Source organism: Stenotrophomonas sp. STEN046, from assembly GCF_056759755.1.
Genome location: NZ_JBRRDR010000068.1, coordinates 1 through 16,174, shown reverse-complemented (window position 1 = coordinate 16,174; position 16,174 = coordinate 1). Strand labels below are relative to the sequence as shown.

Annotated in this window: 12 protein-coding genes; 9 read left to right on the top strand and 3 right to left on the bottom strand. The window is 67.1% G+C overall.

Annotated features, from left to right (window positions below; all coding sequences use genetic code 11):
- The first annotated feature begins 210 nt into the window (after positions 1-210).
- From folE to ACVOLJ_RS20125, 4 genes are all read left to right on the top strand, one after another.
- Positions 211-822 carry a GTP cyclohydrolase I FolE gene (folE, locus tag ACVOLJ_RS20140; RefSeq protein WP_089241981.1) on the top strand — a complete coding sequence of 204 codons (612 nt, stop codon included), beginning with the start codon at positions 211-213 and terminating at the stop codon, positions 820-822.
- Between the two features lie 109 nt (positions 823-931).
- Positions 932-2,401 carry a DUF3375 domain-containing protein gene (locus ACVOLJ_RS20135; RefSeq protein ID WP_475280997.1) on the top strand — a complete coding sequence of 490 codons (1,470 nt, stop codon included), beginning with the start codon at positions 932-934 and terminating at the stop codon, positions 2,399-2,401.
- The gene (locus tag ACVOLJ_RS20130; protein ID WP_481564926.1) at positions 2,388-3,089 is read left to right on the top strand and encodes a DUF4194 domain-containing protein; all 702 of its coding nucleotides are present in this window, start codon (positions 2,388-2,390) and stop codon (positions 3,087-3,089) included. Before ACVOLJ_RS20135 ends, ACVOLJ_RS20130 begins: the two co-directional genes overlap by 14 nt.
- A gap of 16 nt (positions 3,090-3,105) precedes the next feature.
- The gene (locus ACVOLJ_RS20125; RefSeq protein WP_475280995.1) at positions 3,106-6,486 is read left to right on the top strand and encodes an ATP-binding protein; all 3,381 of its coding nucleotides are present in this window, start codon (positions 3,106-3,108) and stop codon (positions 6,484-6,486) included.
- 102 nt (positions 6,487-6,588) lie between these two features.
- Here the strand turns inward: ACVOLJ_RS20125 and ACVOLJ_RS20120 are convergent, their stop codons facing one another.
- Positions 6,589-7,368, bottom strand: coding sequence for a sulfite exporter TauE/SafE family protein (locus ACVOLJ_RS20120; protein ID WP_475280994.1), 780 nt, complete (start codon positions 7,366-7,368; stop codon positions 6,589-6,591).
- Between the two features lie 99 nt (positions 7,369-7,467).
- Between ACVOLJ_RS20120 and ACVOLJ_RS20115 the strand changes: the two genes are divergently transcribed.
- Entirely contained in the window at positions 7,468-7,860 is a 393-nt protein-coding gene (locus ACVOLJ_RS20115) for a YchJ family metal-binding protein (protein WP_481564925.1), read from the top strand.
- On the opposite strand, the gene ACVOLJ_RS20110 is transcribed toward ACVOLJ_RS20115, so the two are convergent.
- Positions 7,842-9,143 carry a GGDEF domain-containing protein gene (locus ACVOLJ_RS20110; RefSeq protein ID WP_475280992.1) on the bottom strand — a complete coding sequence of 434 codons (1,302 nt, stop codon included), beginning with the start codon at positions 9,141-9,143 and terminating at the stop codon, positions 7,842-7,844. The two genes, ACVOLJ_RS20115 and ACVOLJ_RS20110, sit on opposite strands and share 19 nt — an antisense overlap.
- Positions 9,144-9,300: 157 nt before the next feature.
- On the opposite strand from ACVOLJ_RS20110, the gene egtB reads away from it, so the two are divergent.
- The 4 genes from egtB (at position 9,301) to ACVOLJ_RS20090 (ending at position 14,405) form a co-directional block, all read left to right on the top strand.
- On the top strand, positions 9,301-10,569 hold the full coding sequence (gene egtB, locus ACVOLJ_RS20105) for an ergothioneine biosynthesis protein EgtB (protein ID WP_475280991.1): 1,269 nt from the start codon (positions 9,301-9,303) through the stop codon (positions 10,567-10,569).
- On the top strand, positions 10,569-11,546 hold the full coding sequence (gene egtD / locus ACVOLJ_RS20100; RefSeq protein WP_475280990.1) for an L-histidine N(alpha)-methyltransferase: 978 nt from the start codon (positions 10,569-10,571) through the stop codon (positions 11,544-11,546). Before egtB ends, egtD begins: the two co-directional genes overlap by 1 nt.
- Before the next feature lie 95 nt (positions 11,547-11,641).
- A complete protein-coding gene (locus tag ACVOLJ_RS20095; RefSeq protein ID WP_475280989.1) occupies positions 11,642-13,816 on the top strand; it encodes a lytic murein transglycosylase in 2,175 nt (724 codons plus the stop codon).
- A gap of 28 nt (positions 13,817-13,844) precedes the next feature.
- A complete protein-coding gene (locus ACVOLJ_RS20090) occupies positions 13,845-14,405 on the top strand; it encodes a DUF2628 domain-containing protein (protein WP_475280988.1) in 561 nt (186 codons plus the stop codon).
- On the opposite strand, the gene ACVOLJ_RS20085 is transcribed toward ACVOLJ_RS20090, so the two are convergent.
- Positions 14,396-15,589 (bottom strand): benzoate/H(+) symporter BenE family transporter, encoded by a 1,194-nt coding sequence (locus ACVOLJ_RS20085; protein WP_475280987.1) that lies wholly within the window; start codon positions 15,587-15,589, stop codon positions 14,396-14,398. The genes ACVOLJ_RS20090 and ACVOLJ_RS20085 overlap by 10 nt on opposite strands.
- Positions 15,590-16,174 lie beyond the last annotated feature (585 nt).

The window sequence follows — 16,174 nt, the reverse complement described above, 5'->3', positions numbered from 1 at the left end:
GTGGGGGGGGGTGTGTTTGTGGTGTGTGGTGTTGTGGCCCCAGCGCCCCCCGTTTTGGGGGGGGCGGGGGGTGCCGGCCCCCCCCCCCCTCTCCCCCTCCAGACCGATACCAAGCACGCGCCGGAAGAACCCCCCGATGAACCGTCCCCACAGGACGACCCACCCCCCGGTCGGGTACGATGCTCGCCCCCCGTTCGGGCGCTGTATGCAATGAGCAAGAACAACGAAAAGGCCGCCCCGCAGGGCGATGTGACCCAGGTCCAGGCCGAGGATGCCGTGCGCACCCTGCTGCGCTGGGCTGGCGAGGACCCCACCCGCGAAGGCCTGCTGGATACCCCGCGCCGCGTGGCCGAAGCCTATGGCGACTGGTTCAGCGGCTATCGCGATGACCCGCGCGCGTACATGGAACGCACGTTTGAAGAAGTCGCCGGCTACGACGAACTGATCGTCCTGCGCGACATCGAGTATGAAAGCCACTGTGAACACCATATGGCGCCGATCATCGGCCGCGTGCACGTCGGCTACCTGCCGGCCGGCAAGGTGGTGGGCATCAGCAAGCTGGCCCGCGTGGTTGAAGCCTATGCCCGTCGTTTCCAGGTGCAGGAAAAGATGACCGCGCAGATCGCACAGTGCATCCAGGATGTACTGCAGCCGGTCGGTGTCGGCGTGGTCGTCGAAGGCGCCCATGAGTGCATGACCACCCGTGGCATCCACAAGCGCGGCGTCAGCATGGTCACCTCGAAGATGCTGGGCAGCTTCCGCGAGGATGCCCGCACCCGCGCCGAGTTCCTGCGCTTCATCGAAGTGGGCGGCAAGCGCTGAGCGCCGTCGCCTCCCGGTGGCGGCCCCGCATGGCCGCCGCCTTCGCCGTGCCGGCGCCGCGTTGCTGCGCGCGCCGCTGCCACCGCGCCCTTTCGAACGATCTCGCTGCATGAAGCACCGCGAACGCATCACCCGTTATCGCCACCTGCGCGAACAGCCGCAATGGAAGCTGCTCGCCGCCGACCATGCTCCGGAAATCATCGGCCTGCTGCAGGGCCTGTTGATGGACGGCGATCGCATGCTGCCGGCGTCGGTGCTCAATGAGCGCCTGCAGCGCGCGCTGGACCAGCTCAACGGCGACGAACTGTCGCGCGAGCTGCCGCGCACCGCGCAGGCCTACATCGCCCATTGGCTGGCGCAGGGCTGGCTGGAACGGCGGCTGCCCGAAGGCGCCGACCAGGAGCAATACGAGCTGTCCACCCAGGCGCTGCAGGCAATCCGCTTCGCAGACAGTCTGGAGCAGGCGCGCGTGGCCGCCACCGAGAGCCGCCTGGCGCTGGTGATCGAGCAGCTTTCGCAGCTGGCCGCACAGACCGAGGCCGATCCGGACGCACGCCTGTCCGCGCTGCGCGACGAGCGTGACCGCATCGACGCCGAGATCGCCCGCGTCGGCGCCGGCCGCGTGAATGCACTGGACGGCAAGCGCGCGCTGGAACGTACACGACAGATCATCGGCCTGGCCGACGAACTCACCGAAGATTTCCGCCGCGTGCGCGACGACTTCGAGCAGCTCAACCGTGATTTCCGCGAACGCATCATCGACGACGAGGGTGAGCGCGGCGACGTGTTGTCCAAGCTGTTCGAAGGCGTGGACGTGATCGGCGAAAGCGACGCCGGCCGCAGTTTCCAGGCCTTCTGGCGCCTGCTCAACGACGCCGAACAGAGCGCCCAGCTCGATGCTGCGCTGGAAACGCTGCTGGCGCGCGGCTTCGCCCGCCGGCTGGACCGCAACGAGCGCAACTTCCTGCGCGGTTTCACCAGCACCATGCTCGAGCGCGGTGGCCAGGTGCACGATGTGCTGCAGAACTTCGCACGCAGCCTGCGCGGTTTCGTGCAGAGCCGTGGCTACCTGGAACAGCGTCGCCTCAACCAGCTGCTGAAGCAGGCACAGTCCGAAGCGCTGGCGCTGCGCGATGACTTCCCGGCGCAGCGCGCGATCGGTCGCGACCTGCAGTTGACCACCAGCCGCCTGCGCTCGTGGTCGCAATGGAAGCTTCACGACCCGCGCAGCGCCCAGGTCGATGGCAACGTCGAATACAACGATGCGGCGGCGATCAGCCTGGAAAGCGTCGGTGATCTGGTCGCTTCCTCGGAAATCGACTTCCGTACCCTGCGCCTGGACCTGCACGAGCTGCTGGGCAGCCAGCCGAAGCTGAGCATCGCCCAGGCGCTGTCGCAGCGTGAAGCACCGCAGGGACTGGGCAGTGTCATCGGCTACCTGTCGCTGGGAACGCGCTTTGGCACCGTGATCGCCGGCGAGCAGGAACTTGCCACCTGGCGCGGTGGCGATGGCCAGGTGCGCCGTGCCCGTATTCCGCTGGTTTGGTTTACCCAGGAGAAACGCCATGAGCTGGCATGAAGATCCCATTGAAGCACCGCATGCCGACCTGGCCGACGACCCCTATGCGGGCGAAGCCGCGCCGGTTGCCGCACAGCCGCGCCGTGGCAACGACGTGTACTACCTGGGCGATACCGGCCGTCTGCCGCTGGATGCGCGCCGCGCGCTGTGCCAGCTGCTGATCGGCCCCAGCATCGACCAGCTGCGCCACGCCAAGCTGTGGCCGGCGCTGCTGCGCAGCGAAGCGGGCATCCGCTCGGCGCTGTCGGACCTGTTCCTGGAGCTGGTGCTCGACCGTGACAGCGGCGTGGCATTCACCCGCCAGGCCGACACCGAGGATGTCGATGCGCCGGTACTGCTGCGCACCTCGCCACTGACCTTCATCGATTCGGTGCTGCTGCTGTACCTGCGCCAGCAGCTGGGCGAAGCCGATGCGCGTGGCAACCGCGCGGTGGTGGCCGATGCCGAGATGGCCGAAGCGCTGGCCATCTACGAGAAGAACCTGTCCACCGACCGCGCCGGCTTCAACCGGCGTGTGGCTTCGGCGGTGCAGAAGATGAAGGACAACCACATCCTGACCCGCCTCGGTGGCCAGGAAGACCGCCACGAAGTCTCGCCGGCGTTGAAGCTGCTGTTCTCCGCCGAAGACGTATCCCAGCTCTCGGCGGTGTACCGCCAGCTGCGTGAAACCCCGGCTGCCGAAGCCTGAGAGACCTGAGTACCGCATGGCCATTTCCAAGCACACTCCCGCCCTGTTCAACGACGGCCTGCCGGACCCGCGTCTGCAGCAGTTCCGCATGCGCCGCCTGCAGGTGCACAACTGGGGCACCTTCAACGGTCTGACCGAGGTGCCGATCGCCGAGCGCGGCTTCCTGTTCGTCGGCCGTTCCGGCTCCGGCAAGTCGACCCTGCTCGACGCCATGTCCGCACTGCTGACGCCGCCGGCCATCGTCGACTTCAACGCTGCCGCGCGCGAAGCCGAGCGCAGCGGCCGCGACCGTAACCTTGTGTCCTACGTGCGTGGCGCCTGGGCCGACCAGCAGGACAGCGGCACCGGCGAAATTGCTACCCAGTACCTGCGCAAGGGCGCGACCTGGACGGCACTGGTGCTGGAATACCGTGCCGGTGATGGCCGCGTGGTCAGCCTGGTGCGCCTGCTCTGGATTGCCGGCAGCAGCACCTCCGCCGGTGATGTGCGCAAGCACTACATGATTGCCGAACGCCCGTTCGACATCGCCAAGGACCTCGGTGGCTTCGACCTGGACCTGCGCAAGCTCAAGCAGAAGCTGGCCGACGTCCATCACTTCGATACGTTCTCCGGCTATGCCGAACGCTTCCGCCATCTGCTCGGCATCGACAACGAGATGGCGCTGCGGCTGCTGCACAAGACCCAGTCGGCGAAGAACCTCGGTGACCTGAACGTTTTCCTGCGCGACTTCATGCTTGATACGCCCAAGACGTTCGACGCCGCCGAACGACTGGTCAGCGATTTCGCCGAACTCGATGGCGCCCACCAGGCAGTGGTCACCGCGCGCCGCCAGGTCGAAACCCTGCAGCCGGCGCGCGATCACTATGGCGACCTGCAGGCCATGAGCCGCCGCCGTGGCGACGACGAGGCCCTGAAGCTGGGCATCGACAGCTTCCGCGAAAGCCGCCGCCAGCTGCTGATTGAAGCGCGCCTGCGCGAAATGGATACGCGCGATCGCGGCCTGCTCGGCGAAGAATCGCAGCGTCGTGCAGCGCTCGACAATCACACCGAACGCCTGGCCGAGCTGGAACTGCAGCGCCGCCAGCAGGGCGGCGAACGCATCGAGGAACTGGAACGCGAACAGGGGCGTGCCGAAGCCGAGCGCGACCGTCGCCTGGCCAAGCAGGTGCAGGCCCACGAAGCAGCAAAGAAGCTGCAGGCGGTATTGCCTGAAGATGCGCACGGCTTCGCCGAACTGGTCGAGCGTGCACAGTCCGAACTGGAAGACCGCCAGCGTGCGTCGAGCGCGCTGGACGACGCCATCAGCGAACGGCTGGGTGGCAAGCGCGATGACGAGCGGCGCTTCACCGAAGTGCGTGGCGAGCTGGAGGCGATGCAGCGCACGCCGTCCAGCATTCCCGCGCCGATGCAGAAGCTGCGCGCCCGCCTGGCTGAAGAAACCGGCATCCCCGAAGCTGCATTGCCGTTCGTTGGCGAGCTGATCCAGGTCCGTTCGGAAGAGCAGGGCTGGCAGGGTGCGATCGAGCGTGTGCTGTTCGGTTTCGCGCAGTCGCTGCTGGTGGATGACAAGCACTACAACGACGTTGCCGAATGGGTGAACCGTACCCACCTTGGCATGCGCTTCACCTACTACCGCGTGCGTCGCAACGACGAAGCATTCGCGCGCGAGCCCTCGGCGAAATCGCTGCTGCACAAGCTGGAGCTGCGTGACCACGTGTTTGAAGGCTGGTTGCGCCGCGAACTGGGCAAGCGCTTCGACTATGAGTGCGTGGATGCCAGGCAGCTGCGCAACGTCGACCGCGGCATCACCCGCGAAGGCCAGGTCAAGCACCCGGGCGACCGTTTCGAGAAGGACGATCGCAGCTCGGTGACCGATCGCCGTCGCTGGATGCTCGGTTTCAGCAACCGCGACAGGCTGGCGGTCTTCGAGAAGGAAGCGCAGGAGCTCGCAAGCCGTATCGCCGGCTGCGATACCGATATCGCAAGCCTGCGCAGCCAGCGCGACCGTGACAACGAGCGCCGTCTGGCCTGCCACCAGCTGGTCGGCATCGAATGGAACGAGATCGATGTCGCCGCCCCACAACAGCGCTTGGCCGACATCGAAGCCAGCCTGCATTCGCTGCGCGAAGGCAATGCCGACCTGGCACGCATCGCCCAGCAGATCGACGCGACCCGCGCCGACATCGAGCAGGCGCGCCGCACCTATGAAGACACGCGTGTCGAGCGTGGCCAGCTGGTACGCGAACGCGACCGCCTGGATCGTGCCCGTCAGCAGAGCCGTGCACTGGTGCTGCCCGATCTGGCCGAGGCACAGGAAGCCGGCCTTGCCGAGCGTCTGCAGGAGCAGGGCCCGCTGAGCCTGGAAACGCTGGAAGCGCACATGCGCCAGGTCAGCAACGCACTGAACGAGCAGCTCTCCTCGTCGCAGCAGGATGTCAACCGCGTCGAGAACCTGCTGCTTGGCTGCTTCCGTCGCTTCATCCAGCAGTGGCCGGAGGAATCGGGCGACTTCACCGTATCGGTGGCCTCGGCCGAGGATTTCCTGGCCCGCCTCGAACGCCTGGAACGCGATGGCCTGCCGCAGCACGAAGAGCGCTTCTTCGACCTGCTGCAGAACCAGAGCAAGAACAACCTGCTGGCCCTGCAGCGCCACAGCGCCGAAGCCCGCAAGTCGATCGGCCAGCGCCTGGATGAAGTAAACGCCAGCCTGGAGCAGGTGCCGTTCAACCGTGGCACGTTGCTGACCATCGAGCTGAACGATCGCCGCCTGCCCGAAGTGCTGGAGTTCCATCTGCAGCTGCGCGAGGTGCTGTCGCAGCAGCAGACCGAGCAGCGCGAACTGGCCGAGAACCAGTTCACCGTGCTGCGGCAGCTGGTCAACCGGCTGGGATCGCAGGAAGGCGAAGACAAGCGCTGGCGCGAACTGGTGCTGGACGTGCGCATGCACGTGGAGTTCATCGGCGTGGAGCTGGACGCGGAAACGCGCCAGCAGGTCGAAATCTACCGCAGCGGTGCCGGCAAGTCCGGCGGGCAGCGGCAGAAGCTGGCCACCACCTGCCTGGCGGCCGCGCTGCGCTATCAGCTGGGCGGAGCCGACAGCCAGCTGCCCAGTTACGCCGCCGTCGTGCTCGACGAAGCCTTCGACAAGGCCGACAACGAGTTCACCGCGCTGGCGATGAACATCTTCGACAACTTCGGTTTCCAGATGGTGGTCGCCACCCCGTTGAAGTCGGTGATGACGCTGGAGCCGTTCATCGGCGGCGCCTGCTTCGTCGAGATCAGCGGTCGCCACGACTCCGGCGTGCTGCTGATCGAGTATGACGAAGAAGGCCGGCGCCTGAAGCTGCCCGAACGCAGCCGTCAGCAGGCCACCGAACCGGAGGAAGCCGAAGCCTGAGGCTTCGATCGGCCGTGGTAGCGCCGGGCCATGCCCGGCGGCGCTTGGTCGCCGGAAACATCGTGCCAACCAGGGTTGGCACCTGCCCGATCACAGGCGCATTCACGCGCCGCGGAACGTGTCCCACGCCATCCGCGCGATCAGCACCACCACCAGCCCCACGAACAACTTGCGGATGAACGGCGTGCCGCCCTTCAACGCCATGCGGGTCCCCACCACCGAGCCGATGATGTTGGCCGCCGCCATCGGCAGCGCGAACAGCCACAGGATGTTGCCGGTCGGTACGAAGAACGAGATCGCCGCCACGTTGGTGGCCAGGTTCACCACCTTCGACGCCGCCGATGCACGCAGGAAATCCAGCCCGAAGAAGCGCACGAACAGGAAGATCAGGAAGCTGCCGGTGCCCGGACCGAAGAAGCCGTCGTAGAAGCCGATCGCCGCACCGATCGCCAGCGCGGTGATCAACTCCCGGCGGCCGATCTCGCGCGGCCGGTGCAACGCACCGAAGTCCTTCTTCCACAATGTGTAGGCCAGCATCGCCACCAGCAGCACCAGCACCAGGGGCCGCACCGCGTCCTTGGGCAACAGGCTGACCGCCGTGGCCCCCAGGAACGAAAACACGAAGGCCGTCCCTGCTGCGAACAGCACCGGTTTCCACGGAAAACGCACGTTGCGCGCATAGCGCCATGCGGCTGCGCCGGTGCCGAACATCGAACTGAACTTGTTGGTGCCAAACAGCATCGCAGGGGTCTGCTGCGGCAATACCGTGAACAGGCCGGGCAACTGCACCAGTCCACCGCCCCCCACGGCCGCATCGACCAGGCCGGCGATGAAGGCGATCACCACCAGCCACCACAACTCGGGAGGAATCAGTTCCAGCACGGTGCTCTATCGATGAGGGGGCGCGACAGCATACGCCGGTCCCGCCGCGGTTCCATCCCGCGCGTGGATGCCCGCCCGGGAACCGGCGACAATACCCGCATGACCCGTCCCGCCACCGATCCCTGCCCCTGCGGCCTGGCCGCCGACTACGCCGCCTGCTGCGGTCGCTTCCATGCCGGTGAAGTCGCTCCGGATGCCGAGCGCCTGATGCGTTCGCGCTACAGCGCCTACGTGCGCCAGCTGCCGGATTACCTGCGCGCCACCTGGCATCCGGATACCTGTCCGGCCGAATTGTCGCTTGCTGATGCACCCGGCCAGCGCACGCAGTGGCTGGGCCTGAGCGTGCAGGACCACCGGAGCACCGGTACCGACAGCGCCGAGGTGCGCTTCACCGCCCGCTATCGTATCGATGGCGGCAGCGCGGTGAAGATGAGCGAGCACAGCCGCTTCCTGCGCATCGACGGTCGCTGGTACTACCTCGACGCGGTCTGAGCCTGCCCGCCGCGCACGGCAAGCACACGCTGGCCACCGTGCGCGCACACCCGGTTGCGTCCCTCTTCCTTGGCCGCATACAGCGCCTGGTCGGCTGCTTTCACCACTCCGGCCGGGCGCGGATCGACCCGGCTGTCGGCCAGTCCGATGCTCACCGTCACCTGCACCACCGCACCGCCACCGCCACGTCCGCGCTGCTGTTGCCCCAGCGTATCGTCGCGGGCCCGCGTACTGCGGTCGCGCAGTTGCATCCGGCTCTGTTCGATGCTCTGCCGCAGCGCCTCCACCGCGTCCACGCAGGCCGCCGCCGGGCGGTCCAGGAACACCACCGCGAACTCCTCGCCGCCGTAGCGGAACGCCCGGCCACCGTCGCCCACCCGCGACAGCCGCGAGGCCACCAGCTTCAGCACGTCATCGCCGGTGTCATGGCCATGGGTATCGTTGAACTTCTTGAAGTGATCCACATCCACCATCGCGATGCTGTAGGTGCCGGTGGCCCGTTTCAGAGTCTCGTTGAACGCACGGCGGCCTGGCAGGCCGGTCAGTTCGTCGCCGAAGGCCATGTGGAAGGATTCCTGCAGCGTCGCACCCAGCAGCAGCAACAGCGTCGCCACGCTCAGCGCCGGCAGCAGCACCGGCTGCAGGAAGATCCGCGGCAGCATCCACCATAGGCACAGCAGTGCCAGCAGCATGGCGGTGTGCAACGGCCGCGGCCGCTGCCACGCCTGCCAGCCCAGCGCCGCTGTCGCCAGCAGGAACAGCAGCGCCGGCAGCTGTGCCAGCGCGTTCCAGCTGCTGGGAATCCAGCTGAAGTGCCGGTTCGACAACAGATCGTGCATGCCCTGCGGCTGCTGCACCGCCAGCAGGATGAAGATCGCCACGGCGGTGCCGCTGATCGTCGCCCGCAGCAGCAGGTCCTGGCGGCGGCGCCCGCGCTCGGGCCACAGCGCATGGGCGGTAAACAGCAAGGGCAGCCAGGTCGAAATCGCGTGGAAGCGCAGCGGCGTCAGCGCCGTCACCCGGCCATCGCGCAGGTAGTGGCCCAGATCCTGGTGCAATATCGCGAAGGTCACCGCCACCAGCAGCAACAGGCACAGCGTGCGCACCTGGTTGTACAGCAGTGCCAGGCCCGCCCCCAGGCAGGCCAGCAGCCAGGGCAGGATGCGTTGCCCGGCGCGGCCGACCTCGTCGCCCTCCAGGCTTGCCCACAGCACCAGTGCAACCAGCGCGGCGGGCAGCACGAACAGATAGTGCACAGGCTGACGGAGCGGATGATGGGGCACGCGGAAGTCCAGCGCGGTCACGACGCGGCCGCAGCATTGCCGTTAGCGGCGTAATCACGCGCTTCTTGAATGCGCCACCCGTAGCTCAAGGCTGCTGTGAATGCGGCGCCAGTCCGCCATGACATCGCGCTCACCGGCCCCGGTCGAAGCTGGTCGCATGGACAGCGTACCCGCCGCCGTCGCTGCCCCGCAGCGCGACCTCGACCGCCACTTCAGATACGTGCGGAGCCGCAGCATGCAGCTGGCCGCGCCGCTCAGCCCTGAAGATGCCCTGCTGCAGAGCATGGCCGATGCCAGTCCGGCCAAATGGCATCTGGCCCATACCACCTGGTTCTTCGAACGCTTCGTGCTGGCCGCTCAACCGGGCCACCGGCCGTGGGATCCGGCCTGGGACTACCTCTTCAACAGTTACTACAAGAGTCTCGGCCCGGCCCATGCGCGTCCACAACGCGGCCTGCTGTCGCGGCCCTCGTTGCAGCAGGTGCATGACTACCGGCAGCACGTGGACGAGCAGGTACTGGCCCGGCTGCGCGAGGGTGATCTGGGCAGCGACACCCTGCAGCACCTGCAGCTGGGGCTGCAGCACGAACAGCAACATCAGGAACTGCTGCTCACCGACATCAAGCACGCCTTCTGGTGCAATCCGCTGCAGCCGGCGTACCGCGACGACCTGCCCATCGTCCCCGGCGCCCCCAGCGCACAGGGCTGGTCCGAGCAGCGCGAACGCATCGTCAGCATCGGCGCGCCCGCATGGCCGCAGCACAGCGCATTCGCCTACGACAATGAATCGCCTGTGCACCGCGTGCTGCTGCCGGCACATGCGTTGGCGGAACGACCGGTCAGCAATACCGAGTACCGCGATTTCATCCAGGCCGGTGGTTACCGCGATCCGCGCTGGTGGCTGAGTGAAGGCTGGGCGCTGCGCGAGACCGAATGTTGGCAGCACCCGATCTACTGGGACGACGACCTGCTGCGTGAGTTCACCCTGGCCGGCTGGCGCGAACTCGACCCGCATGCGCCGGTCTGCCACCTCAGCTATTACGAGGCCGATGCCTGCGCCCGCTGGGCCGGTGCGCGCCTGCCCACCGAGTTCGAATGGGAAGCCGCTGCGGCAACGCACCGGGTGCAGGGCCATTTCGCCGACGATGACCGGCTGCATCCCGGCGCAGGGCAGGGTGCCGGGATGCGCCAGCTGTTCGGTGATGTCTGGGAATGGACCTCCAGTGCCTATGGCGCCTATCCGGGCTTCCGCCCGTTCGCCGGCAACCTCGGCGAATACAACGGCAAATTCATGTGCGGCCAATGGGTGCTGCGCGGTGGCAGCTGCGCCACCCCGCGCGGCCACGTGCGGGCCAGCTACCGCAACTTTTTCATGCCCCCTGCGCGCTGGCAGTTCTCCGGCCTGCGCCTGGCAAAGGATCTTTGATGAGCACCGTGCAGGATGCGCTGCAGGCGCTGACCGACCTTACCCCCGGCCGCCAGCAGATCCTGGCCGACGCTGTGGCAGGGCTGTCGCACGCCTCGCGGCAGCTGCCCTCCAAGTATTTCTACGATGCGCGCGGTTCGCGTTTGTTCGAGCAGATCACCCTCACCCGCGAGTACTACCCGACCCGCACCGAGCTGGCCCTGCTGGATCGGGTGTTGCCGGAGATCGCGCAGGCGGTGGGGCCGCGCGTGCATGTGGTCGAACTGGGCAGCGGCAGCGGCCGCAAGACGGCGCGGCTGCTGGCCGCTCTGCAGGACCCGGTCGCCTACACCCCCATCGAGATCTCGCGCGCCGCGCTGCTGTCCAGCATCGATCACCTGGCACCCGCGCTGCCAGAGGTGGAAATGCTGCCGGTCTGTGCGGACTTCACCCGGCCGGTGCAGGTGCCCGCACCCGCGCGGCCCGCCACGCGCCGTCTGCTGTTCTTCCCCGGCTCAACCCTTGGCAATTTCGCCGACGGCGAAGCAATCGCATTGCTGCGCGCGATGCGCCAGACCATGGGCGAGGAGGGCCTGGCCCTGGTCGGCATCGATCTGCACAAGGATCCGGCCTTGATCGAGGCCGCCTACAACGATGCGGACGGCATCACCGCCGCCTTCACCCTGAACCTGCTAGCCCGCCTCAACCGCGAGGTCGGCAGTGATTTCGATCTCGACGGCTTCCGTCACCAGGCCCGCTACAGCACCGCGCGCCTGCGCATTGAAACCGACCTGGTCAGCCAGCGTGAGCAGGACGTCCATCTGGATGGCCGCACCTTCCATTTCAGTGCTGGCGAACCGATCCGCGTGGAATACAGCCACAAGTACACCGACGCCAGTTTCGAACACCTGCTGCAGCAGGCGGGGCTGAAGGTGGCGGCATCCTGGAATGCGGACGATCCCGCCTATGGCCTGCGCCTCCTGCGCCCCTCACCCTAGGCACAGGTAGTGCCGGCCACTGGCCGGCAATCTCGACCAACCGTGCTCTCCCTCCGCGTTACCATGGCCTCTGCACCGGCAACACGGAGGACGCCATGCCCATTCTGACCACGCTCGGCCTGGCTGCCGCACTTGCCGTACCACCGGCCAGCGCCGCGCCGGCAGCAACTGTCGATCCTGCGTTTGCACGCTGCATGTCCGGCCTGCAGGCCACCGCCGCCGCGCAGGGCATTGCCGCCGAACGCTTCAGCAGCCTCACGGCTGGCCTGGAACCTGATCCCTCCGTGTTGCCGTTGCTCGACGCGCAGCCGGAATTCACCACGCCCATCTGGGATTATCTGGCCGCGCTGGTGGATCGCCAGCGTGTGGACGACGGCCGCGCCCGTCTTCAGCAGCATCGTGATCTGTTGCAGCGCGTATCGGCGCAGTACGGCGTCGATACCGCCACCATCGTCGCGGTATGGGGCGTGGAGAGCGACTATGGCCGCGTCTTCGGCAAGCGCCCGTTGCTGCAGTCCCTGGCCACGCTGTCCTGTGCCGGTCGCCGGCAACCGTTCTTCCGCGGCGAGCTGCTGGCATTGCTCAAGCTCATCGACAAGGGCGATCTGCAGGCGCAGGGCCTGACCGGATCCTGGGCCGGCGCGTTCGGCCATACCCAGTTCATGCCCAGCACCTACGCCCGCATCGCAGTCGACGGCGATGGCGACGGTCGCCGTGATCTGGTCGGCAGCATTCCCGATGCGCTGGCCTCGACCGCAAATTACCTGAAGCGCGCCGGCTGGCGAACCGGTGAGCCCTGGGGCATGGAAGTGCGTATTCCTGCCGGCTTCAACGCCGGCCAGGCCGGCCGCACCCAGCGCAGGCCCTTGGCCGACTGGCGCGCGCTGGGCGTCACTGGTCTTGATGGCAGCGCGCTGGCACCGGCTGGCCTGCCCGCCGACGCACGCGCCGCGCTGCTGTTGCCGGCCGGCAGCAAGGGCCCGGCGCTGCTGGTGTTCCGCAATTACGATGCGATCTACAGCTACAACGCCGCCGAAAGCTATGCCCTGGCCATCGCCACCCTGGCCGACCGCCTGCGCGGCGGCAATGGATTGGCAACCGCCTGGCCGACCGACGATCCAGGGCTGGGCCGCGATGAACGCCGGCAGCTGCAGACCCTGCTGCTGGCGCGCGGCCATGACATCGGTGCCGCCGATGGCATGATCGGTACGGCCAGTCGCCGCGCCATCCAGGCCGAGCAGCGCCGCCTGGGCTGGGCCAACGCCGATGGCCGCGCCGGCCAGCGTATCCTGCGCGCCCTGCAAGGGGAGCCACAGGCGCCGGTGCCGGTTACGCCCAGCCGATTCACCCTTCCCAACAACTACAGCGCCGTGCAGTCGCCGGCCATCCGGAGTCGATCCAGCGTGCAACAGATCAAGGGCGTCAGCAGCGGCCAGTTCCAGGGACTCGACGCCTGGCTGGTGGAAACCCCCGAAGCGACCGCCGCCATCAGTGTGTTCGGTGGCCAGCTGCTGTCCTTCATCCCCAAGGGCCAGCCGGATGTGATGTGGCTGTCGCCCAAGCGTGCAGCATTGCCCACGCCCATCCGCGGTGGCAGCCCGGTGTGCTGGCCGTACTTCGGCCGCCAGGGGCAGGGCAATGACGTACCGGCCCATGGCTTCGTGCGCACCCTGCCGTGGGAACTGCAGCAGGCACGCCGCCACGACGACGGCAGCATCGAGCTGACGATGGCGCCGCCGCCATTGGAAAACCTCGGTCTGCGCCTGAGCATGGTCGTCCGTGTCGGTCGTGAGCTGCGCCAGCAGCTGGTCACCGAGAACATCGGCAAGGCCCCGGCCAGCATCACCCAGGCCCTGCACAACTATTTCCGGGTCGGCGATGCCGGCAAGATCGAGGTCGACGGCGTTGATGGCCTGGACTACCTCGACAAATTCGAGAACTACGCCCAGCCGCGTCGCCAGCAGGGCCCGTGGTCGCTGCGCGATCCGCGCGATCCGGGCCGCAGCGACCGCATCTACACCCAGGCCGGCGGTCGCTACGTGCTGCGTGATCCGGTGCTCAAGCGGCGTATCGAGATCCGCACCGAAGGCAGTCGTTCACTGGTGGCATGGAACCCCGGTGCCGAAGGGGCCGCGAAGATGGCCGATGTCGGCGAAGGCTGGCGCGACTACGTGTGCCTGGAGGCCGCGAACGCGGGGCCGGATGTGGTCACCGTTGCACCGGGTGGACGACACGAACTGCTTCAGATCCTCTCCAGCGCGCCGCTATAGCAGGCTCCCCTTGGCACGGATGGCCAGCATGAGCGCCCTCGATCCGCAGACCCCGCCCGACAGCGGGAACCCCTATCTGGCACCCAGCGCGGATGCCGACGAGGCGGCCGCGCCGGATGACGCCGATTACCTGACCCTGGTCGTCGGCCCCAAGGCTGCCACCTACCGGCGCTTCTGGCATGTGGACAGTGCGGTACCGAAGCCGCCGCGTCGCTGGAACTGGCCCGCGTTCCTGTTCGGCACCCTGTGGATGGTTCATCGGCGGATGTACCTGGCCGCCGTGGGCTTCTATCTGGTCACCACGCTGCTGCCCATCCTGATGCTGCTGGCCGACGCCAGCCTGCCGCAGATCGCCTACGCCCTGCTGCCGCCGCGCATCGCGCTGGCGATCTTTGCCAACGGCCTGTACCTGCGCCATTGCAGCCGTCTGCTGGCCCGCGTGCAGGCCACCCATGCCGGGCAGCCGAACCGGATCCGCGCCGAGCTGCTGCGTCGTGGTGGTACCAAGGCTTCGGCCGTGGTGGTCTGCCTCGGCCTGATCTACATGCTCCGTTTCATTACCCAGGGCATGTTGCAGCCTTATCTCTGAGCCGGCGCGCGTGGCCGCAGCACCAGCAGGCACAGGCTGCCGGCCACCAGCCCCCAGAATGCCGAACCGATCCCGCCCAGCGACATGCCCGAGGCGGTCACCAGAAAGGTGACCAGCGCGGCCTCGCGGTCGCGTTCCACCGCCAGGGCACTGGCCAGGCTGTTGCCGATGGTGCCAAACAGGGCGATGCCGGCCACGCAGGCCACCAGTTCCTTGGGGAAGGCGGCGAACAGGGCCGCCACGGTGGCACCGAACAAGCCGATCACGATGTAGAAGGCGCCGGCCGCCATCGCCGCCGTGTAGCGCCGCGCGGGGTTCTCATGCGCGTCGCGGCCCATGCAGATGGCCGCGGTAATCGCCGCCAGGTTCAAGGCGTAGGCGCCGAACGGTGCCAGCAACGTGTTGACCACGCCGATCCAGCCAATCACCGGTGACACCGGCGCGTCGTAGCCGGAGGCACGCATCACCGCCACCCCGGGTATGTTCTGCGAGGCCATGGTGACCATGAACAGGGGCAGGGCGATGCCGACCATGGCCGTCCATGACAGCGAGGGCGCAACCCATTGCGGTACCGCCAGTTGCAGGTGCACCTGCTGTGCATGCAGCAGCCCCTGGCTGGCAGCGATGGCGATGCCGACCAGCAGGGTGGCGATTACCGCATAGCGCGGGAACAGGCGGCGGCCGAGCAGCCAGGTGGCGAACATCGCCAGCGCCAGAACGCGTTGGCTGTTCATCGCCACGAATACATCCAGGCCGAAGCGCAGCAGCACTCCGGCCAGCATGCCGGCGGCCAGCGCCATCGGTACCCGCTTCATCAGCCGTGCGAACACACCCGAGAAGCCAGCCAGCATCCCCAGCACCGCCGCCACCAGGAATGCGCCGGTGGCCTCCGATAGGGAGGCGCCGCCAGCGCCGACGACCAGCATCGCTGCGCCGGGTGTCGACCATGCAGTCACCACGGGCACGCGGTAGCGCAGCGACAGACCAATGCAGGTCACGCCCATGCCCAGTCCCAGTGCCCACATCCAGGACGCGATGTGCGCCTGGTCGGCACCCACCGCCTGCGCCGCCTGGAACACGATCACCGCCGAACTGGCGAAGCCGACCAGCACGGTGATGAAGCCGGCAACGATCGCCGGCATCGAAAGATCGCGCCACCATCCCTGTCCTGCCTGCGTATCCATTGCCTTCTCTTCTGTATGCATCCCGCTATTGATAGCGCCTGCGGCGTTGACCGCGCAACGCGCGGGCAACGCCGCGATGCGCATCCGGCGGCCACTGTGCATGACGCAGCCGACGCATCGTCATCAAGGTGAAAGAAAAGTGTTGACGAATTCTGCAGGATCTCTAGAATTCGCTCCCTTGCTGCAGCGCGGCGACTTCTTCGGAAGCCACCACGCCAACAGCGACGCCACCACCGACGAACGAGATGATCGAACGAAGGTGTTGACGGACTCGAAAAGTCCGGCATAATAGGCGGCTCGCAACGACGAAAGGCCCTCGGGTCCAACGCCGAAGCAGCATCGGCAACAACGTCCACTCCGGTGAGACGGCCTTGAAAAAAGGTGTTGACGAGGCGGAAAAGCCGGCTATAATGGGCGGCTCGCTACGAAGGAAACTTCGCAGCACACGGGAACGGCGCTGAGGCCACTTCCCCGGATCTTTGAAAGTATGCGCAGGTATCTTGTGAAGGCGCCTGCAGGAAGGATGATTGTCCATCTTGCAGACGTTTGATCAAGCAACTATTAATTGTTTTAAAGCAAGCGATA